Here is an 18,750-nt window from a genome sequence, read left to right on the forward strand (position 1 = left end):
TTTTAATTCATATATCTGAATTTTTCTACAACAACAGGTTGTAATTGTTTTCCTTGTAGCGCTTCCAATACTGTATCTTCAAGTAACTCCATACGAGCTACCATTGAGTTCGGTTTTTTCTCTGGTGCATCTTGGCCAAATGGTACGAAGTAGATGTCTTTTGTAGCCATTAGGCGCATGAGATTTACTCCATTAAGCCCTAAAGCATCATTCGTCGAAACAGCCAATACGACAGGCTTCCCATTTCTAAGCGTCGCTTTTGCTGCCATTAATACTGGAGAGTCTGTCATTGCATTTGCAAATTTACTCATCGAATTCCCTGTTAGTGGTGCAATCACCATGCAATCTAGTGGAATTTTCGGTCCTAGTGGCTCTGCGCCAACGATTGAATTAATTGCCTTAAAACCGGTTATTTCTTCGATCTTTTTAATCCATTCTTCCCCTTCGCCAAATCTAGTATTTGTTGATTGGACAGTATAAGAAACAACGGGACGTACTTCTGCACCTTCTGCAATTAACTTCTCTAAATGTGGCATAACTTCTTCATACGTACAATGTGACCCTGTAAATCCGAAACCAATTCGTTTTCCCTTCAAACTCATTTCTCATCATCCTCCTTTGCGATTGCATCTGCTATTAATAACTGAGAAAGAACATTCGCTAATATTTGTCCTGCTGTTTTCGGTGCAACAATCCCAGGAAGACCAGGTGCTAATAGTGCCTTCACTCCACGCTTCTCCGCATAGCGAAAATCCGTGCCACCTGGCTTAGAAGCTAAATCAATAACTAGCGTATGAGCTGGCATTTTTGAAAGAACATTCGCTGTCACAACAAGATGCGGAATTGTATTAATAACAATATCGATATTACCTACTTCTTTCTCTATGTCTTGCATATGAAAAGGAGAAAACATCATTTCTGTAATACGAGCAATATGTTCCGAACGTCTCGCTCCAACTTTGACATGTGCTCCTAATGATTGAAAGGCTCTTGCAACACTCATACCAGTTCTACCAAATCCTAAAACCATTACATTCGATCCATGAATTGTGTAATCAGTATGTTGAATAACCATCATTAGTGTACCTTCTACGGTCGGAATAGAGTTATAGATTGCAACATCATCACGATCAAATAATTTTACAAGTTTGCGATTTGTAGTAGCTACGAGATTTTCCAAGTAAGGTGTACCAATACCTGAATATATAGTGAAGTTTTCTGGCGTCTTTTCAATTTGTTCTTTCGTTATGGAAACTTTCTCATTTGAAAAAATAGTATCTACTTCTCCTCTGGCATTCGTCCCTGCAACCGGCAAAATAATTGCATCTAAAGAAGTGAAATTTAAATCTTGTATACTTTCCTTTGCTGCCCCTGTGAAGCCATGATCTAACTGTTCAAACCCTATTAATGAAAGTTTCGCGTCCAGTTCGACTAGCTTGCGAATTACTTCTAGCTGCCGTGCATCTCCTCCTATGACAGCAATATGCATCTCAGTCAACATTCCCTAATTCACCTTCTTTTTCTTTCATTTATAAGAAAAATGCCTACTTTTTCTTTTTCCTCCACATCATATGTAATGTACGAGTTTGAGGTGATTGAAAAACAAAAAGCACACGTGATTTATCTTCTTTATATAAAGATAAAAAAAAGACAACCAAAATGGTCATCTTTCACTATGATCTTGAATGGTTCGTAAGATCGCAAAGTATCATATCATTTCCAACCTTCTTTATTTTGCTCCATTCTACTCTCACTTCTTGCTGTTCTCTTTTAAAACCTCCCCATTTCCCAGCAGGTATAATAAGCGCTTGTATTTTTCCATCTCTCTCATCAATTTCTAAATCTGCATGACCTAAAACTCCCATTTTTTCTGCTCTTTCTAAATCCACAATCTCTTTGCCACTTAATTCACTTAAACGCATTAAATCTCCCCCTATCCTACTTTTTATGAAGGTTATCCTATAATAAGTACTTATTCTGCATATATAAAAAAAATAACCGTATCTCATATAAAAGAGATACGGTTATTTCCGAAAGCGAATGAATTACAAGATCGATTAAAGTTTCATTCCTTTTGGCAGTTTTCCATCTGGACTAATAAGTGCCGCAGAGAATTCATCGGTAAACATATTGCGAATTAACTCGTCTACATTTTGCTTTGTTACAGTGTTTACACTTTCAATAATCTCATCAAGAGAACGATGTTTACGAAGAAGCAATTCGTTTTTACCATTACGGCTCATACGACTATTCGTACTTTCTAAACTTAACATTAAGTTTCCTTTTAATTGTTCTTTACTGTTAACAAGCTCTTTTTCTGTAATACCTGTATTTTTCAACGTATTTAACGTTTCTTGCATTGTTTCATACAGTGTATCTAATTGTTTACTACCTGTTCCACCGTAAAGTGTTAACATTCCTGTATCTTCATAAGAAGAGTGATAAGAGAATACTGAGTACGCTAACCCGCGTTGCTCACGTACTTCTTGGAATAAACGGCTACTCATACTACCGCCTAAAACATTATTTAATACAATTAAGTTATAAATATCTTCGTGTCCCATTTGCAAGCCTTTATATCCTAAACATAAATGAGCTTGTTCTGTTTCCTTCTTACGTGCTACTTTATTGAAATGGAAGATTGGGCTATGTACTTGTTCACGATTTGTTGTCCCTTCGTAACTACCGAAATATTGCTCTACAGTTTGTAAAAATGCTTCATCAATATTCCCTGCAATTGATACAACAACATTTTCAGGTGTGTAATGATCTTTCATATATTGACGTAACGTATCACCTGTAAATGTTTCAAGCGTTTCTTCTGTTCCTAAAATAGGATATCCAAGCGGATGCGTTTCATATGTTGCTTTCGTTAACATATCATGCACAATATCATCTGGCGCATCTTCGTACATTTTTATTTCTTCACATACAACATTCTTCTCTTTTTTCAGTTCTTCCTCATCAAATGTTGAATTAAAGAACATATCTGCTAAAACATCTAATGCATATTTAGCATGCTCATCTAGCACTTTCGCATAGTAACATGTATATTCTTTTGAAGTAAAAGCGTTTACTTGTCCACCAATGCTATCAAATGATTCTGCAATCTCTCTTGCACTTCGCGTTTCTGTCCCTTTAAAGAACATATGTTCCAAAAAGTGCGAAACCCCATTATTTTTTTCATTTTCATTTCTTGAACCTGCGTGGATCCATATACCAATCGCAACCGAGCGTACAGTTGGTATATTCTCCATAACAATTCTTACACCATTTTTACACGTATATTTTTTAATCAAAAACTTTCCTCCTAATGCCAGTTTCTCTAAATAATTGCTATTATTTAATGATAACAAGTTTAGAGATGAATGTCATGCAAATGTATTTAATCCACACGTTTTTCATCTAGTAATTCTGTAATATTCCCCACTTTATATCCTTGTTCCTTTAAATTTTTAATCATAGTATCTAGCGCTTCTGTTGTAGATGAAGTAGGATGCATTAGCACAATAGCACCTGGATGTATTTTTCGCATTACTCTCTGCAATAGCACACCCGGTTCTGGCCGCTTCCAATCAATTGTATCTACAGTCCACATAATCGTCCCCATTTGGAAATCATCCGCTATTTTTACTACCTCATCCCGAAAGCTTCCACTTGGCGGAGCAAACCATCTCACTTTCTGATTTGTAGCTGCTTCTATCATTCGATTCGTTTTTTGTAATTGATCTCGTATTTCATCTGTAGACAGCGTTTTCATATTAGGGTGTGTGTAAGAATGATTTCCTACTTCTTGATTTGCATCGACAATCATTTTGGCAAATCGTAAGTTTTCTTTCACCCAGCGTCCTTCTAAAAAGAAAGTCGCCTTCACATCATGTTTTTTCAATATCTCTAATATACGTGGCAAATACTCATTACCCCAGGCCACATTAATTGTTAATCCCACCATCTTTTTATTTGGATGTCCTCGATAAATGGGAGCTGGTGGTAAATCTTCTAAGTGAACACTCGGTGATACTTCCTTAAATTCAAGTTGTTTTTGATCAAACTTCTTGATTTTCTTCATATTATTATAGGACGCTTCTATATCCACTTGTTTTCCATTATACCCAGGCGTCGCCTTCCAAATCTTATCAATCATCGCATTTTGCGGCATAATCTCGTACTGTTTTACATGCTCTTGAATCTCTTCATACAAGTTATCCTGCGCAAAAACGGAATAAGAGCCACAACCCATATATAAAGAAAATATAAATATGTACGCTAATATACGAGCTTTCATATAAACCCTCCCATTAACTATAAAAAAGAAACCATTTTCTTCTTATCTTTGTTAATTTGAGCGTTATGATGAAAACTATACCTATACTCACATAAAAATCTAAATGAATCACATTTTTTACATAACAAAAAAAGCCAGCTAAACTGGCTTTCACTTATTGTTGCTCTTGTGCGTTTTCTTCTTTAGCTGCTTCTTCTTTAGCTGCCTCTTTTTCTTGCTCTTCTTTTAGCAATACTTTTCTAGATAAGTTTACACGACCTTGTTTGTCAATCTCGATAACTTTAACTGAAATCTCATCACCGATTTTCACAACGTCTTCTACCTTACCTACACGCTCAAGTGCAAGTTCAGAAATGTGAACAAGTCCATCTTTACCGCTAAATAATTCAACGAACGCACCGAATTTTTCAACGCGTTTAACTTTTCCTAAGTAGATTTCGCCTACTTGTACTTCGCGAACGATATCTTCGATAATTTTCTTCGCTTTTTCATTCATCTCTTGATTAATTGATGAAATGAATACTGTACCATCTTGCTCGATGTCAATTTTAACGCCAGTTTCTTCAATGATTTTATTGATTTGTTTACCACTTGGTCCAATAACATCACGAATTTTATCTGGGTTAATTGCCATTGTAATAATCTTCGGAGCATACGCAGATAACTCAATGCGAGGTTCAGCGATAACAGATAACATGTGATTTAGAATGTGCATACGACCAACTTTCGCTTGTTGTAATGCTTCTTCTAAAATCTCACGAGATAAACCATCGATTTTAATGTCCATTTGTAGTGCAGTTACACCTTTTGCAGTACCTGCTACTTTAAAGTCCATATCACCTAAATGGTCTTCCATTCCTTGAATATCTGTTAAAATTGTGTAATGCTCACCAGATTTCACTAGACCCATTGCAATACCAGCAACTGGTGCTTTAAGTGGTACACCCGCATCCATCATCGCTAATGTACTACCGCAAATACTTGCTTGTGAAGTAGAACCATTTGACTCTAATACTTCAGATACAAGACGAACTGTATATGGGAAATCCTTTTCAGATGGAAGTACAGGTTCAAGAGCACGTTCTCCTAGTGCTCCGTGACCAATTTCACGACGACCTGGTCCACGCATTGGTCTTGTTTCACCAACACTAAATGAAGGGAAATTATAATGGTGCATAAAGCGTTTTGACTCTTCTACACCTAGACCATCTAAAATTTGCACATCGCCTAATGCACCTAATGTACAAATACTTAATGCTTGCGTTTGTCCACGTGTGAATAGACCAGAACCATGTGTACGAGATAAAATGCCAACCTCTGATGCTAAAGGACGAATTTCGTCACCTTTACGACCATCTGGGCGGATTTTTTCAACTGTAATAAGACGACGTACTTCTTCTTTTACAATTTTATATAAAATCTCACTTACTTGTCCTAATGTATCAGCATCAGCTTCCTCAGCTTCGTAATGCTCAATTACACGCTTTTTCACTACGCTAATTGCATCTTCACGTGCATGTTTTTCGTGCACTTGAATTGCAGAATGCATATCTGTCTCAGCCATTTCACGTACAGCTTGGTTCAAATCAGCATCCACTTCATAAAGTTTCACTGCTGTTTTCTCTTTACCGACAGCTTGTACAATCTCTTCTTGGAATGCAATTAGACGTTTAATTTCATCGTGTCCAAACATAATTGCTTCTAACATTGTTTCTTCAGGTACTTGATCCGCTCCTGCTTCAACCATGTTAATTGCATCTTTCGTACCAGCTACAACAAGGTGCATATCACTTTGTTCTTGCTGTTCTACTGTTGGATTAATAACGAACTCGCCATTAATACGACCAACTGTCGCACCTGCGATTGGACCTTCAAATGGAATATCTGAAATAGATAATGCTAATGAAGAACCAAGCATAGCTGCCATTTCAGAAGAACAGTCTTGATCAACACTCATTACGATGCTGACAACTTGTACTTCATTACGGAAACCATCTGCGAAAAGTGGACGGATTGGACGGTCAATTAAACGACTTGCTAAAATTGCTTTTTCACTTGGACGGCCTTCACGCTTAATAAAACCGCCTGGGATTTTTCCAACTGCATATAAACGCTCTTCATAGTTTACTGTAAGCGGGAAGAAATCTACATTTTTTGGCTCTTTTGATGCAGTTGCTGTAGATAGAACTGCTGTGTCGCCGTATCTTACTAATACTGCTCCGTTTGCTTGTTTTGCAAGCTGACTTGTTTCAATTGTTAGCTGACGACCAGCTAAATCTATCGAGAAGACTTGCTTTTCCTGACTCATTTAAGTACCCCTCTCAATTTAAAATATTCAATTCTTCTATGTAAATGGATAGTATATCATAATATTCTTTCCTCTAGTATTGCCGAAAATTAAGTAAGCTATAAAGAGTAGAAGATATATTTTTACCTAACAAAAAAGCGGGAATATTCCCGCTTCTTTGACTATCGACGTAAGCCAAGCTTTGTGATTAATTCACGGTAACGTGTGATATCGCTATTACGAAGGTAAGTAAGTAAGTTACGACGCTTACCAACCATCTTTAATAGACCACGACGTGAATGATGATCCTTCTTGTGAGTACGTAAGTGCTCGTTTAGAGTGTTAATTTGCTCCGTTAGGACAGCAATTTGAACCTCTGGAGAACCAGTATCAGTCTCATGAGTTCTAAATTGTGCAATGATTTCATTTTTACGCTCTTGTGTTAAAGCCATCCTATTTCACCTCCTATTAATTAAACCCCCAGTTACCTAGCAAGCATCGGTGAGTCGCAATGCCAAGTAATGGTTGTCATAAAGTACATAACATAGAATACTACTTTTCATTTGAAAAAGCAAGTATATTCTTTACGCTCGCAAAATATTCTTGGGCAACCTTTTTATCTTGAGCGATTTGAGCAACTAACTCATCAATTCCATTAAACTTTTTTTCTTCTCTTATACGCATGTGCCATTCCACTGTAACACTTTGATCGTATATGTCTTTATTAAATTCAAATAGATGCACTTCAATAGATAATTGACGCTCATTCTCTTTGAAAGTTGGTTTATATCCGATATTACATACACCATCATGCCATTCATCATGAACCTTCAATCTTACCGCATATACACCTACAGGTGGCAACAAATATTCATCACTTAAACCTACATTTGCAGTTGGGAAACCAATTTGACGTCCACGCTTATCACCGTGTACAACTGTTCCTTCTACCGTGTAAGCTCTCCCTAAAATAGATGGAATTTGTTCCATTTCACCGTTTCGAATTAACTTTCGTAATGAAGTAGAACTTACCTTTTCTTCTTGATATTCAACTTTTTCGATCACGGTCTGTGTAAACTCCCCTCTTGCATGAAATGGTAAAGTCTCCATCTTCCCTTTTCCTAAACGTCCATATGAATAATCAAAGCCTGCTACTACATGCTTTACATTTAAACCAATAATATACTCATCGACAAACTGCTGTGGTAATAATCCAGCAAATGGCTCATCGAATTTCACCACATATAAGATATCAATTCCTAAACTTGCGATGATTTCTTCTTTAAGGCGCATCGGTGTAATATACTCCACATGCGCTTCTTTTTTTCCTAATACAACAGATGGGTGTGGATGGAACGTCATGACAGCACTTTTACATCCTCTTTCATCCGCTATTCTTTTCGCTGTTCGAATCACACGTTGATGTCCTAAATGAATGCCATCAAAATATCCTAATGCCATTACAGTAGGTGGTAATTCTATTTTATTTTGTTCATGTGGATGAGTTAAATGAATAAGTTTCACGCTTGAATTCACCTTTTTCTGTAATAATCCTTCCAATAATTCATTATAGCTTTAGTTCTTGATTATTCACAAGTACTTTCATTGGCTTTAGCATTCCAGGGTGTTTTGGGTGATGCTCATAAATTGCTAAGCAACGATCATTTTTATCAAATACTGTAATAAATGGTGCTGTTGTTTCTAATTCATTGTTTAAGAACATACCGTTCTTTATTTTTTCAGCTTGCTTTTCATCTACAACCATTTTTGGAAACTTACTTAGCGCCTCATCAATTGAGATGAAAATAGACTCTACTGTTCCATTTTGCACGTTTTCTTCAATTTCTTCAAATGATATGCAATCTTCTAGTAAAAATTCACCAGATGCTGTTCTTACAAGGTGAGACATATGTGATGGAAATCCAAGTTTTTCACCTATCATTACTGCTAGTGTTCTTACATATGTTCCTTTACTACACGTTACACGGAAACGAAATGAAATATTTTCCCCTTCAAAAACTTCACGTTCATCAAGTAATACAAATTCATGAATTGTAATTGTACGAACTGGACGTTCAACTTCTTGTCCTGCCCTTGCATATTCGTATAGTTTTTTTCCGTTAACTTTTACAGCTGAGAACATCGGCGGCATTTGTTCAATTGTCCCTGTTAATTCCGCTAGTACCTCTTCTACTTCTTTACGTGTAATGACACGATTTACATCTTGTTTCTCCACAACTTCACCAGAAGCATCTTCTGTTGTTGTTGAAAATCCTAATGTCACTTCACCTTCGTATGTTTTTGTTTCACTTGTTAAAAATTGCGCAATTTTTGTTGCACGCCCAACGCAAATAGGTAATACTCCTGTTACATCTGGATCCAGTGTCCCTGTATGACCAATTCGTTTCTCACGCAATATCTTTCTTAATTTGAACACACAATCATGTGATGTCATTCCCTTTGGCTTATGTAATAATACTACACCTTCCATATACTCACCTCATCATTATTCTTTTGTAGTAATTGCAATTATGCAAAACTTATTTTACATTGAAAAAATGGATAGACAAATGTCTATCCATTATTCTTCACGTTTACCGTCTTTATTAATTTGATGTAAAAGTGTATCAATTCGATGACCATATCCGATAGACTCATCAAACTCAAAGGTAATTTCTGGTGTTTTACGAAGACGAATACGTTGGCCAATTTCTGAACGAATAAAGCCTTTTGCCTTCGCTAAACCTTTTAATGTATTTTCTTTCTGTTCTTCGTCACCTAAAACAGAAATGTATACTTTAGCAATTTGTAAATCTCCACTCACTTGTACATCTGTTACTGTAACAAATCCAATACGTGGGTCTTTAATTTTACGACTGATAATGTCGCCTAATTCTTTTTTCATTTGCTCGCCCACACGGTTCGCACGTAATTTCATAACTCTTCACCTCATTCAATACCATTCCAAATGTGTTATCGTACGTTCAATTTCAGGAAATGAATCGATATACTCAAGTACACGATTCATTTCTTTTTCACAGACAACACGATTTGAGGATACGGAAACAATTGCAATTTCTGTACGTTGCCATACATCTTGATGCCCAACTTCAGAAACAGCTACATTATAGCGCTGTTTCACACGAGTTAACACACGTTGCAAAATTGCTCGTTTCTCTTTTAAAGAATGCACATCGTAAATCATACACTCGAATGAGAGTGAAGCGATAATCATCGCTTCACTTCTTCCATAACGTATGCTTCAATGATGTCCCCTTCTTTAAGATCATTATATCTCTCAATTGTAATACCACACTCATAGTTTTGTGCAACTTCTTTTACGTCGTCTTTGAAACGTTTTAACGTATCAAGTTTTCCTTCGAAGACTACTACGCCATCACGGATAATACGAACGCCACTATCACGTGTAATTTTACCGTCTATTACGTAACAACCTGCGATTGTTCCAACTTTTGTTACTTTGAATGTTTGACGAACTTCCGCTTGACCGATTACTTTTTCTTCGAATTCTGGATCCAGCATACCTTGCATTGCTGATTCAATTTCTTCGATTACTTTATAGATAATACGGTGTAAACGAACATCAACTTTCTCTAATTCAGCTGTACGCTTCGCATTCACATCTGGGCGTACGTTAAATCCAATTACAATTGCATTAGATGCAGAAGCTAAAATAATATCAGATTCTGTAATCGCACCTACGCCTGTATGGATAATTTTTACTTTTACGCCTTCAACATCAATTTTACGAAGTGATGCTGCCATTGCTTCTACAGAACCTTGTACGTCTGCTTTCACAATTAAGTTAATTTCTTTTACATCGCCCTCTTGGATTTGTTGGAATAAATCTTCCAGGCTGAATTTAGATTTCTCACCACGTTGTGCAACTAACGCTTCTTGTGCACGTGATTCACCGATTTGACGAGCTTTCTTCTCATCAGCGAATGCCATGAAACGATCTCCCGCTTGTGGCACTTCATTTAAACCTGTAATTTCAACAGGAGTTGACGGACCAGCAACTTTTACACGACGACCAATATCACTTACCATTGCACGAACACGACCGAATGATGTTCCAACAACAATTGGATCTCCAACTCGAAGTGTACCGTTTTGAACAAGTAATGTCGCGATAGTTCCTTTACCTTTATCAAGCTGTGCTTCAATTACAGTACCAGCTGCATAGCGATTTGGATTTGCTTTATATTCTTCTACTTCACTCACAAGAAGGATCATTTCTAGTAAGTTGTCAATTCCCTCGCCTTGAATCGCAGAAATTGGTACGAAAATCGTGTCTCCGCCCCAAGCTTCTGGAACTAATTCATATTCTGTTAATTCTTGCATTACACGATCAGGATTTGCCGCTGGTTTATCCATTTTATTCACAGCAACAATAATTGGTACTCCAGCTGCTTTCGCATGGCTAATCGCTTCAACTGTTTGTGGCATAACACCGTCATCAGCTGCAACAACAAGAATTGTAATATCTGTTACTTGTGCACCACGAGCACGCATTGTTGTAAATGCCGCGTGACCTGGTGTATCTAAGAACGTAATTTTCTTATCATTTACATCAACTTGGTATGCACCGATATGCTGAGTAATTCCACCAGCTTCGCCAGCAGTTACTTTTGAATTACGGATAGAGTCAAGCAATGTTGTTTTACCATGGTCAACGTGTCCCATAATTGTAACAACAGCTGGACGTTCTTTTAAGTTTTCTTCATCATCTTGCTCATCGATGAATGTTTCAAATTCAGTTTCACTTACAACTACTTCTTCTTCTACTTCAATACCGTAATCAGTTGCAATTAACTCAATTGTATCTTTATCTAAGTCTTGGTTAATTGTTGCCATAATTCCTAGCATGAAGAGCTTTTTAATAATTTCAGATGGCTCTTTGCTTAACTTTTTAGCAAGGTCACCTACTGTAAGGCTTCCAGAGAAAGTGATTTTATCTGGTGTTTCTACTATTGGTGTTTGTTGTCTTCCAGCAAAGTTATCTTGACGTTTATCTTCATTTGCTTTGCCTTTTTTCTTATTCTTATTGCTGTTCTTTTTACTGCGAACAACTTTCTCTTCTACTTCAAACTCATCTGCAACAGAAGGTTTTTCCGCTCCAGCGCTATATTGATTATCTAATTTGTTTACTACTTCATCTTCTAACATTGTCATATGATTCGAAACCTCGATATTCATCTCTTTTAGTTTTGTCATAAGATCTTTACTTGAGATATTATTTTTTTTTGCATATTCATGTACTCGAATTTTACTCATACCTTCACCCCCGGTAATTTGTATCGAGCATGCTACGTAGCTTTTTCGCAAAGCCTTCATCTAAAACAGCTACAACGACTCGCTCGTCTCTCCCAATCGCATGCCCTAATTGTTGTCGATTTTCGACTTTTCTCATTGGTATGTTGTAGTACGTGGTTTTATCAATGATACGTTTTGTAGTGTTCGCTGACGCATCTTCAGAAAGCAATACTAGCTTTGCTTTGCCACTTCGTACTTCTTTTAAAACGAGTTCTTCACCCGAAATAAGTTTTCGAGCGCGGTTTGCTAGTCCTAAAAATGATTTCCAATCAGACACTTATTTCGACTCCTTCTCAACAAGCTCAAGAAGCTCTTCGTACAGAGAACTGTCGATTTTCGCTTTTAGATGATGTTCCAAAATGTTTTTCTTTTGGGCTTGAATAATGCTTTCTTTATCTTTTGATAAATATGCACCTCGTCCTGATTTTTTTCCTGATAAATCAATAGACACTTCGCCCTCTTTGGAACGAACAATGCGAACTAGCTCTCGTTTTGATTTCATCTCTTGCGTCGCAATACATTTTCGTAACGGAACTTTTCGATTGCTCATACTCATCACCTCTATTCGATTTCGTCTTCAGCTGAATCGAATCCGAATGCGATTACGCTATCTTCTTCTGTCACAATACCAAGTTGTTTCGCATCAGACTCACTTTTAATATCAATTTTCCAGCCTGTTAATTTAGCTGCAAGACGCGCATTTTGTCCACGCTTACCAATAGCTAATGAAAGCTGGTGGTCTGGAACAACAACAGTTGTTGCTTTCTCTGCTTCATCTACAAGTACTTTAACAACCTGTGATGGACTTAAAGCATTTGCAACATATTCAACTGGGTCATTCGACCAGCGAACGATGTCAATCTTTTCACCTTTTAGTTCATCTACAACGCGTTGTACACGTTGTCCTTTCGGTCCTACACAAGAACCTACTGGATCAACATCGATATTCTCTGCATATACAGAAATTTTAGAACGGTCGCCTGCTTCACGTGCTACAGAGCGAATTTCTACAGTTCCATCATAAATTTCTGGAACTTCCATTTCGAATAAACGTTTTAAAAGACCAGGATGTGTACGTGATACGTAAATTTGTGGTCCTTTTGTTGTCTTTTCTACTTTTGTAATAAATACGCGAATACGATCATGTGGTTTATATTGCTCATTTGGCATTTGCTCACTTACAGGTAATAAAGCTTCTACTTTACCTAAGCTTACATAGATGAAACGAGCATCTTGGCGCTGTACAATACCAACCATAATGTCTTCTTCACGATCACTAAATTCTGAATAAATTACACCACGTTCCGCCTCACGAACTCGTTGTGTTACAACTTGTTTTGCAGTTTGCGCTGCAATACGACCAAAATCTTTTGGCGTTACTTCAATTTCTAGTACGTCACCATCTTGGTAGTTTGGATTAATTTGTCTTGCCTCTTCTACAGAGATTTCAAGACGTGGATCAAACACATTATCTACAACGTCCTTACGTGCTAAAACTTGAATTGTTCCCACTTCTGGGTTAAAGCTCACACGAACGTTTTGTGCTTGGTTAAAATTGCGTTTATAAGCAGAGATTAATGCTGCTTCAATCGCATCAATAATAATATCTTTGCTAATACCTTTTTCTGACTCTAATACGAGCAAAGCATCTAACAACTCAGTGCTCATGAAGATCCCCCTTCTTACTAAAACGTAACAGCAAGTCGCGCATTTGCAACTTTATCCATTGGAATTTGGATTTCTTTTTTACGTGTTTTAATTGTTAATAGTAGTGTAATTGTATTACCGTCGTAGGAAAGTAGCTTTCCTTCAAACATCTTCTCACCATCAATCGGCTTATATGTTTTAATTGCCACTTGTTTTCCTACCGCTTGCTGGAAGTCTTTCTCTTTCTTTAATGGACGTTCCGCTCCAGGAGATGATACATCCAAAAAGTAAAGATGAGGAATTGGATCCTCTTTATCTAAAGCTTCGCTTAAACGTTCACTTACCGCACCGCATTCTTCAATTTCGACTCCCTTTTCAGAATCGATGAATACGCGTAAGAACCAGTCTTGTCCTTCTTGCACATACTCTACATCTACAAGTTCAAGATTTAACTCTTCAACGATTGGCTGCGCAAATGCTTCTACAATTTCTGTGACTTTCTTATCCATAAACAGCCTCCTTCCTGCCGCCATGTACCATTTACAAGAAAAGATCCCGTTCATAAAGACGGTCTATCTTATTCTTTCTCGTTAGCTAACAAAAGCCCCTGCCGTTAAGCAGGGAATATCTGTCTTAGTATTACCAAATTTAAGAAGTAAAACTTGTAACAAAATATGTATATACGACAGAAATATCTTTACTATCTACATAAGCAAAATGTAGATAGTAACACGAAAGAGTGGGTTTCCCCACTCTCTTTTTCACAAAATATACATGACATGGTTATCTCGGTTTATAGTATACCATAGCAAATGTTGATTTGCAAAGATTTTTCCTACCTATTAGAACAGTGACAATTGGTTTTGATCCGGTAAATCTCCTAGACAACCTTGACCATCTAAATACTCAATAATCGTTTTAGAAACCTTACTGCGCTGCTGTAAGTCTTCTTTTGATAAGAAATCACCATTTTTACGAGCTTCAACAATACTGAAAGCTGCGTTTGTACCAAGACCGGGAACTGCATTAAATGGAGGAATTAAAGTATCCCCATCAATTATAAATTCGGTTGCATGCGAGCGGTATAAATCAACCTTTTGGAATGAATAACCACGCTCACACATTTCAAGTGTCATTTCTAGTACCGTTAATAAACTCTTCTCTTTCGGTGCTGCATCCAATCCTTTTTGTGCAATTTCATCAATTTTTACACGTATGGATGCTGAACCTTTCGCCATCGCCTCTACATCAAAGTCATCTGCACGAACTGTAAAATATGCCGCATAGAATAAAAGTGCGAAATGTACTTTAAAGTATGCAATACGTACAGCCATAAGTACGTAAGCAGCCGCATGGGCTTTAGGGAACATGTACTTAATCTTCTTACATGAATCAATATACCAACCTGGTACATTGTTATTTCTCATTTCCTCTTCCCATTCTTCTGGTACACCTTTACCTTTACGCACCGACTCCATGATTTTGAAGGCTAATGATGGATCCAAGCCTTGATAAATTAAATATACCATGATGTCATCACGACAACCGATAACTTCACTCAGTGTACACGTACCGTTATAAATTAATTCATTCGCATTACCTAACCATACATCTGTACCATGGGACAGTCCAGAAATTTGGACAAGCTCTGAAAACGTCGTTGGTTTCGTTTCTTCTAACATTTGTCTTACGAATTTCGTACCAAACTCTGGTATACCAAGTGTACCTGTTTTACAGTTAATTTGTTCTTCCGTTACCCCTAAAGACTCTGGACCAGAGAAAATTTTCATTACTTCTGGATCATCCGTTGGGATTGTTTTCGGGTCAATACCACTTAAATCTTGAAGCATACGAATAACAGTCGGATCATCGTGTCCTAATATATCAAGTTTCAATAAATTATCATGAATTGAGTGGAAGTCAAAGTGCGTTGTTCTCCACTCAGCACCTATTGAATCAGCCGGAAACTGAATTGGTGAAAAGTCAAAAATATCCATGTAATCTGGTACAACGATAATACCACCTGGATGCTGTCCGGTCGTACGCTTTACACCTGTACATCCTGCAACTAAGCGATCAATCTCTGCATTTCGAATTGTTAAGTTATGATCATTAGCATAACCTTTCACATACCCATAAGCGGTTTTTTCCGCAACCGTACCAATTGTTCCTGCGCGGTATACATAATCTTCACCGAACAGTAATTTCGTATAGTTATGGGCGCGTGGTTGGTATTCTCCGGAGAAATTCAAATCGATATCCGGTACCTTATCCCCTTTAAATCCAAGGAACGTTTCGAAAGGAATGTCATGCCCATCTTTCACATATGGAACATTACATGTTGGGCATTCTTTATCTGGTAAATCAAAACCAGAACCTACAGAACCGTCATTAAAGAACTCTGATTGTTTACACTTTGGACATACATAGTGCGGTGGTAATGGGTTTACTTCTGTAATTTCCATCATCGTTGCAACAAATGATGAACCTACCGATCCACGCGAACCTACTAGATAACCGTCCACTAACGATTTTTTCACAAGCTTATGTGAAATTAAATAAATAACGGCGAATCCATGTCCAATAATACTTTTCAATTCTTTTTCCAAACGAGCTTCTACAATTTCCGGTAGTTCATCTCCATAGATACTTCTTGCCATTATATAGCTCATATCACGTGTTTCATCATCAGCACCTTCAATTTTCGGTGTGTATAAATCATCTTTTACTGGACGAACATCACCAATTAATGATGCGATCTTGTGTGTATTTGTCACAACAATTTCTTTTGCTTTGTCTTCACCTAAGAATGAAAAACAATCTAGCATTTCATTTGTTGTACGGAAATGTACAGGCGGTAATGAATGGCGATTTAACGGATTAGCTCCTCCCTGCGAACTGACTAAAATTTTCCGATATATCGCGTCCTCTGGATCTAAATAATGCACATTCCCAGTAGCAACAACTGGCTTATCTAACGTCTCACCTAGTTTTACTAAGTTAGAAATTATTGTTTTTAACTGTCCTTCATCTCGAACGAGTTCACGTTCCACTAAATGACGTAACACTTCTGGAGGCATAACCTCAATGTAATCGTAAAACTGCGCAATTTCTTCTACTTCTTCAGGCGCTTTTTGCATCATAGCTTCAAATACTTCACCTTTGTCACAGGCTGTTCCTACTAAAATGCCTTCGCGATATTTTTTTAATAGTGATCGTGGTACACGTGGTACACGATAAAAGTAATTCAGGTGAGAATATGAAACAAGTTTATATAAGTTTTTCAACCCAACATCTGATGTGGCAAGTAACGTCATATGACTTGGACGCCCACGTTTATACGCATCCCCTTGTCCCATACTATCGTTTAGTTGATCGTGATATTCAAATCCCTTTTCAATTACATCTTTTAACATCTTCACAAGTAAATATCCCGTTGCTTCTGTATCATAAATCGCACGGTGATGTTGCGTTAATTCAATATCAAGCTTTTTACACATCGTATTTAATCGATGATTTTTCATTTCTGGGAATAAGAACCGTGCAAGTTCTAACGTATCAATAACTGGATTTTTCGTTTTTTCTATCCCAGCCTTTTTAAAACCTACGTTAATAAAGCCCATATCGAAGCTTGCGTTATGAGCAACAAGTGTATGGTCACCCATCCATTCCTCAAACTTTTTAAACACTTCGTCCACTTCTGGTGCATCAGTTAACATATCATCTGTAATACCTGTTAATTCAATAATCGTCGCCGATAATGGCTGATGAGGATTTGCGAAAGATTCAAAGCGATCAATAATTTCTCCACCTTTTATCTTTACAGCAGCTAACTCAATGACTGTATCATATACAGCAGATAACCCTGTTGTCTCAACGTCAAAGACAACATATGTTTCTTCTGCAAGTAGACGATGTGCTTCGTTATATGCTATCGGCACACCATCATTAACTAAATTTGCTTCTACACCATATAGAACTTTAACTCCAGCCTTTTTACCAGCAGAATATGCTTCTGGGAACGACTGTGCAACAGCATGGTCTGTAACTGCAATAGCCTCATGCCCCCATTTTCCGGCTTGGGCAACGAGCTTAGAAACAGAAGTAACAGCATCCATTTGACTCATTGGAGTATGAAGATGAAGTTCTACTCTTTTTTCCCCTTCTTTTGCTTTATCTTTACGAGAAGGTCCCGTTATTTCATTTATATCATTTGCGATCATAACTAAATCACGCACGAATGTATCATTTTGAACTGAACCACGCGCTTTTACCCAAGTTCCTTTTTTCAAGGATTGTAACATCGGGATATCTTCTTTATCACGTGAGAACATCTTAATCATAATAGAGTCCGTATAGTCAGTTATCTTTAAAGTTAATAATGTACGTCCACTACGAAGTTCTTTCGTCTCTACATGGAAAACATACCCTTGAACGGTTTTTCTTCTTTCTTCATCTTGAATTTCACGCAGCGGCGTAATCTCTTCATCTGGCTTAATAAGATAACCAAGCACAACTGGTCCTTCGTGAACAACATCACTTTCTTCAGCTTGCCTTTTAGCCATCTCTTCCATAGCCTGTATAACTCGTTGACGATCTTCTTCCTGTGTTTGCTCACGAAACTTTTGCATCTCTTCTGCATTTTGCTTTATATGTGTGTCTAACTGAAAACGCGGGAATCCAAAAGCTTCGTATTGATCACCTACTGGTTTCGCAACGTTTTTCTTTAAAGTAGTAGATTCCAGCTCATTATTCACATTTAATAGCAACTTCACGCCATTGACCTGCGGAAGTTGCTTCTTTAAGTACGCGAACATAGGTGAAAATGTAATTCGTTCTGTACAAAGCGGCCAATATGCCTTCACTTCTTCTTCTGTAAATTGTTTATTCTCTGCTTCTAATGCAAATGTTGTTCTTGCAATATGAGAAAATGATTGCTTAAGCTTTGTTTCTAGCAACTCATATAATTCTGTCGGCAAAATACGTGGCACTTGTAAGTCAAAATGCCAACTTTTATTCGCTTTATCAATAACTAGCTTTTCAATACCACCGCCATGTAAATATTGATTTATAAGGTCTTCTGGTATTTTCAACTGTTGGAGCAAAATTTGAAATCGCTCTTGTTGTTCATTTGTTAATGACATAAGCACTCTCCTTCCATTTGCTATTATAAATTGAAACGTACTACAAAGAA

General features: G+C 37.3%; 17 protein-coding genes. All 17 read right to left on the reverse strand.

Annotated elements, in window-relative coordinates; genetic code table 11:
• Positions 1-2: 2 nt before the first annotated feature.
• Entirely contained in the window at positions 3-602 is a 600-nt protein-coding gene (gene dpaB / locus MR066_RS08820; protein ID WP_002111357.1) for a dipicolinate synthase subunit B, read from the reverse strand.
• Positions 599-1,501, reverse strand: a complete 903-nt coding sequence (gene dpaA / locus MR066_RS08825) for a dipicolinic acid synthetase subunit A (protein WP_002088148.1) — start codon at positions 1,499-1,501, stop codon at positions 599-601. The genes dpaB and dpaA overlap by 4 nt, the downstream gene beginning before the upstream one ends.
• A 172-nt stretch (positions 1,502-1,673) precedes the next feature.
• On the reverse strand, positions 1,674-1,922 hold the full coding sequence (locus MR066_RS08830; protein WP_002014571.1) for a YlmC/YmxH family sporulation protein: 249 nt from the start codon (positions 1,920-1,922) through the stop codon (positions 1,674-1,676).
• Between the two features lie 135 nt (positions 1,923-2,057).
• On the reverse strand, positions 2,058-3,299 hold the full coding sequence (locus MR066_RS08835; RefSeq protein WP_002088150.1) for a M16 family metallopeptidase: 1,242 nt from the start codon (positions 3,297-3,299) through the stop codon (positions 2,058-2,060).
• 86 nt (positions 3,300-3,385) lie between these two features.
• Entirely contained in the window at positions 3,386-4,285 is a 900-nt protein-coding gene (locus tag MR066_RS08840; RefSeq protein ID WP_242246879.1) for a polysaccharide deacetylase family protein, read from the reverse strand.
• Between the two features lie 154 nt (positions 4,286-4,439).
• The gene (gene pnp / locus MR066_RS08845) at positions 4,440-6,593 is read right to left on the reverse strand and encodes a polyribonucleotide nucleotidyltransferase (protein ID WP_002033682.1); all 2,154 of its coding nucleotides are present in this window, start codon (positions 6,591-6,593) and stop codon (positions 4,440-4,442) included.
• A 161-nt stretch (positions 6,594-6,754) separates the two neighbouring features.
• Positions 6,755-7,024, reverse strand: coding sequence for a 30S ribosomal protein S15 (gene rpsO / locus MR066_RS08850; protein ID WP_001229392.1), 270 nt, complete (start codon positions 7,022-7,024; stop codon positions 6,755-6,757).
• A gap of 100 nt (positions 7,025-7,124) precedes the next feature.
• Positions 7,125-8,096: a bifunctional riboflavin kinase/FAD synthetase gene (gene ribF / locus MR066_RS08855; protein ID WP_061674409.1), complete on the reverse strand. Its 972-nt coding sequence runs from the start codon at positions 8,094-8,096 to the stop codon at positions 7,125-7,127.
• A gap of 43 nt (positions 8,097-8,139) precedes the next feature.
• Complete coding sequence (gene truB, locus MR066_RS08860) at positions 8,140-9,063, reverse strand: tRNA pseudouridine(55) synthase TruB (RefSeq protein WP_002014562.1); 924 nt, start codon at positions 9,061-9,063, stop codon at positions 8,140-8,142.
• 90 nt (positions 9,064-9,153) lie between these two features.
• Complete coding sequence (rbfA, locus tag MR066_RS08865) at positions 9,154-9,510, reverse strand: 30S ribosome-binding factor RbfA (RefSeq protein ID WP_061674410.1); 357 nt, start codon at positions 9,508-9,510, stop codon at positions 9,154-9,156.
• Positions 9,511-9,525: 15 nt separating this feature from the next.
• Positions 9,526-9,807 (reverse strand): DUF503 domain-containing protein, encoded by a 282-nt coding sequence (locus MR066_RS08870; protein WP_002088157.1) that lies wholly within the window; start codon positions 9,805-9,807, stop codon positions 9,526-9,528.
• The gene (infB, locus tag MR066_RS08875; protein ID WP_002014558.1) at positions 9,804-11,870 is read right to left on the reverse strand and encodes a translation initiation factor IF-2; all 2,067 of its coding nucleotides are present in this window, start codon (positions 11,868-11,870) and stop codon (positions 9,804-9,806) included. The genes MR066_RS08870 and infB overlap by 4 nt, the downstream gene beginning before the upstream one ends.
• Before the next feature lie 4 nt (positions 11,871-11,874).
• On the reverse strand, positions 11,875-12,186 hold the full coding sequence (locus tag MR066_RS08880; protein WP_002033679.1) for a YlxQ family RNA-binding protein: 312 nt from the start codon (positions 12,184-12,186) through the stop codon (positions 11,875-11,877).
• Positions 12,187-12,459 carry an RNase P modulator RnpM gene (gene rnpM / locus MR066_RS08885; protein WP_002088161.1) on the reverse strand — a complete coding sequence of 91 codons (273 nt, stop codon included), beginning with the start codon at positions 12,457-12,459 and terminating at the stop codon, positions 12,187-12,189.
• 11 nt (positions 12,460-12,470) lie between these two features.
• The gene (nusA, locus tag MR066_RS08890) at positions 12,471-13,577 is read right to left on the reverse strand and encodes a transcription termination factor NusA (protein ID WP_002014554.1); all 1,107 of its coding nucleotides are present in this window, start codon (positions 13,575-13,577) and stop codon (positions 12,471-12,473) included.
• A gap of 17 nt (positions 13,578-13,594) precedes the next feature.
• Positions 13,595-14,065: a ribosome maturation factor RimP gene (gene rimP / locus MR066_RS08895; protein WP_002088165.1), complete on the reverse strand. Its 471-nt coding sequence runs from the start codon at positions 14,063-14,065 to the stop codon at positions 13,595-13,597.
• Positions 14,066-14,398: 333 nt separating this feature from the next.
• Complete coding sequence (locus tag MR066_RS08900) at positions 14,399-18,700, reverse strand: PolC-type DNA polymerase III (RefSeq protein ID WP_242246881.1); 4,302 nt, start codon at positions 18,698-18,700, stop codon at positions 14,399-14,401.
• Positions 18,701-18,750: the final 50 nt, after the last annotated feature.

The organism is Bacillus cereus group sp. BfR-BA-01523 (genome assembly GCF_022662615.1).
Lineage (GTDB): Bacteria > Bacillota > Bacilli > Bacillales > Bacillaceae_G > Bacillus_A > Bacillus_A mycoides.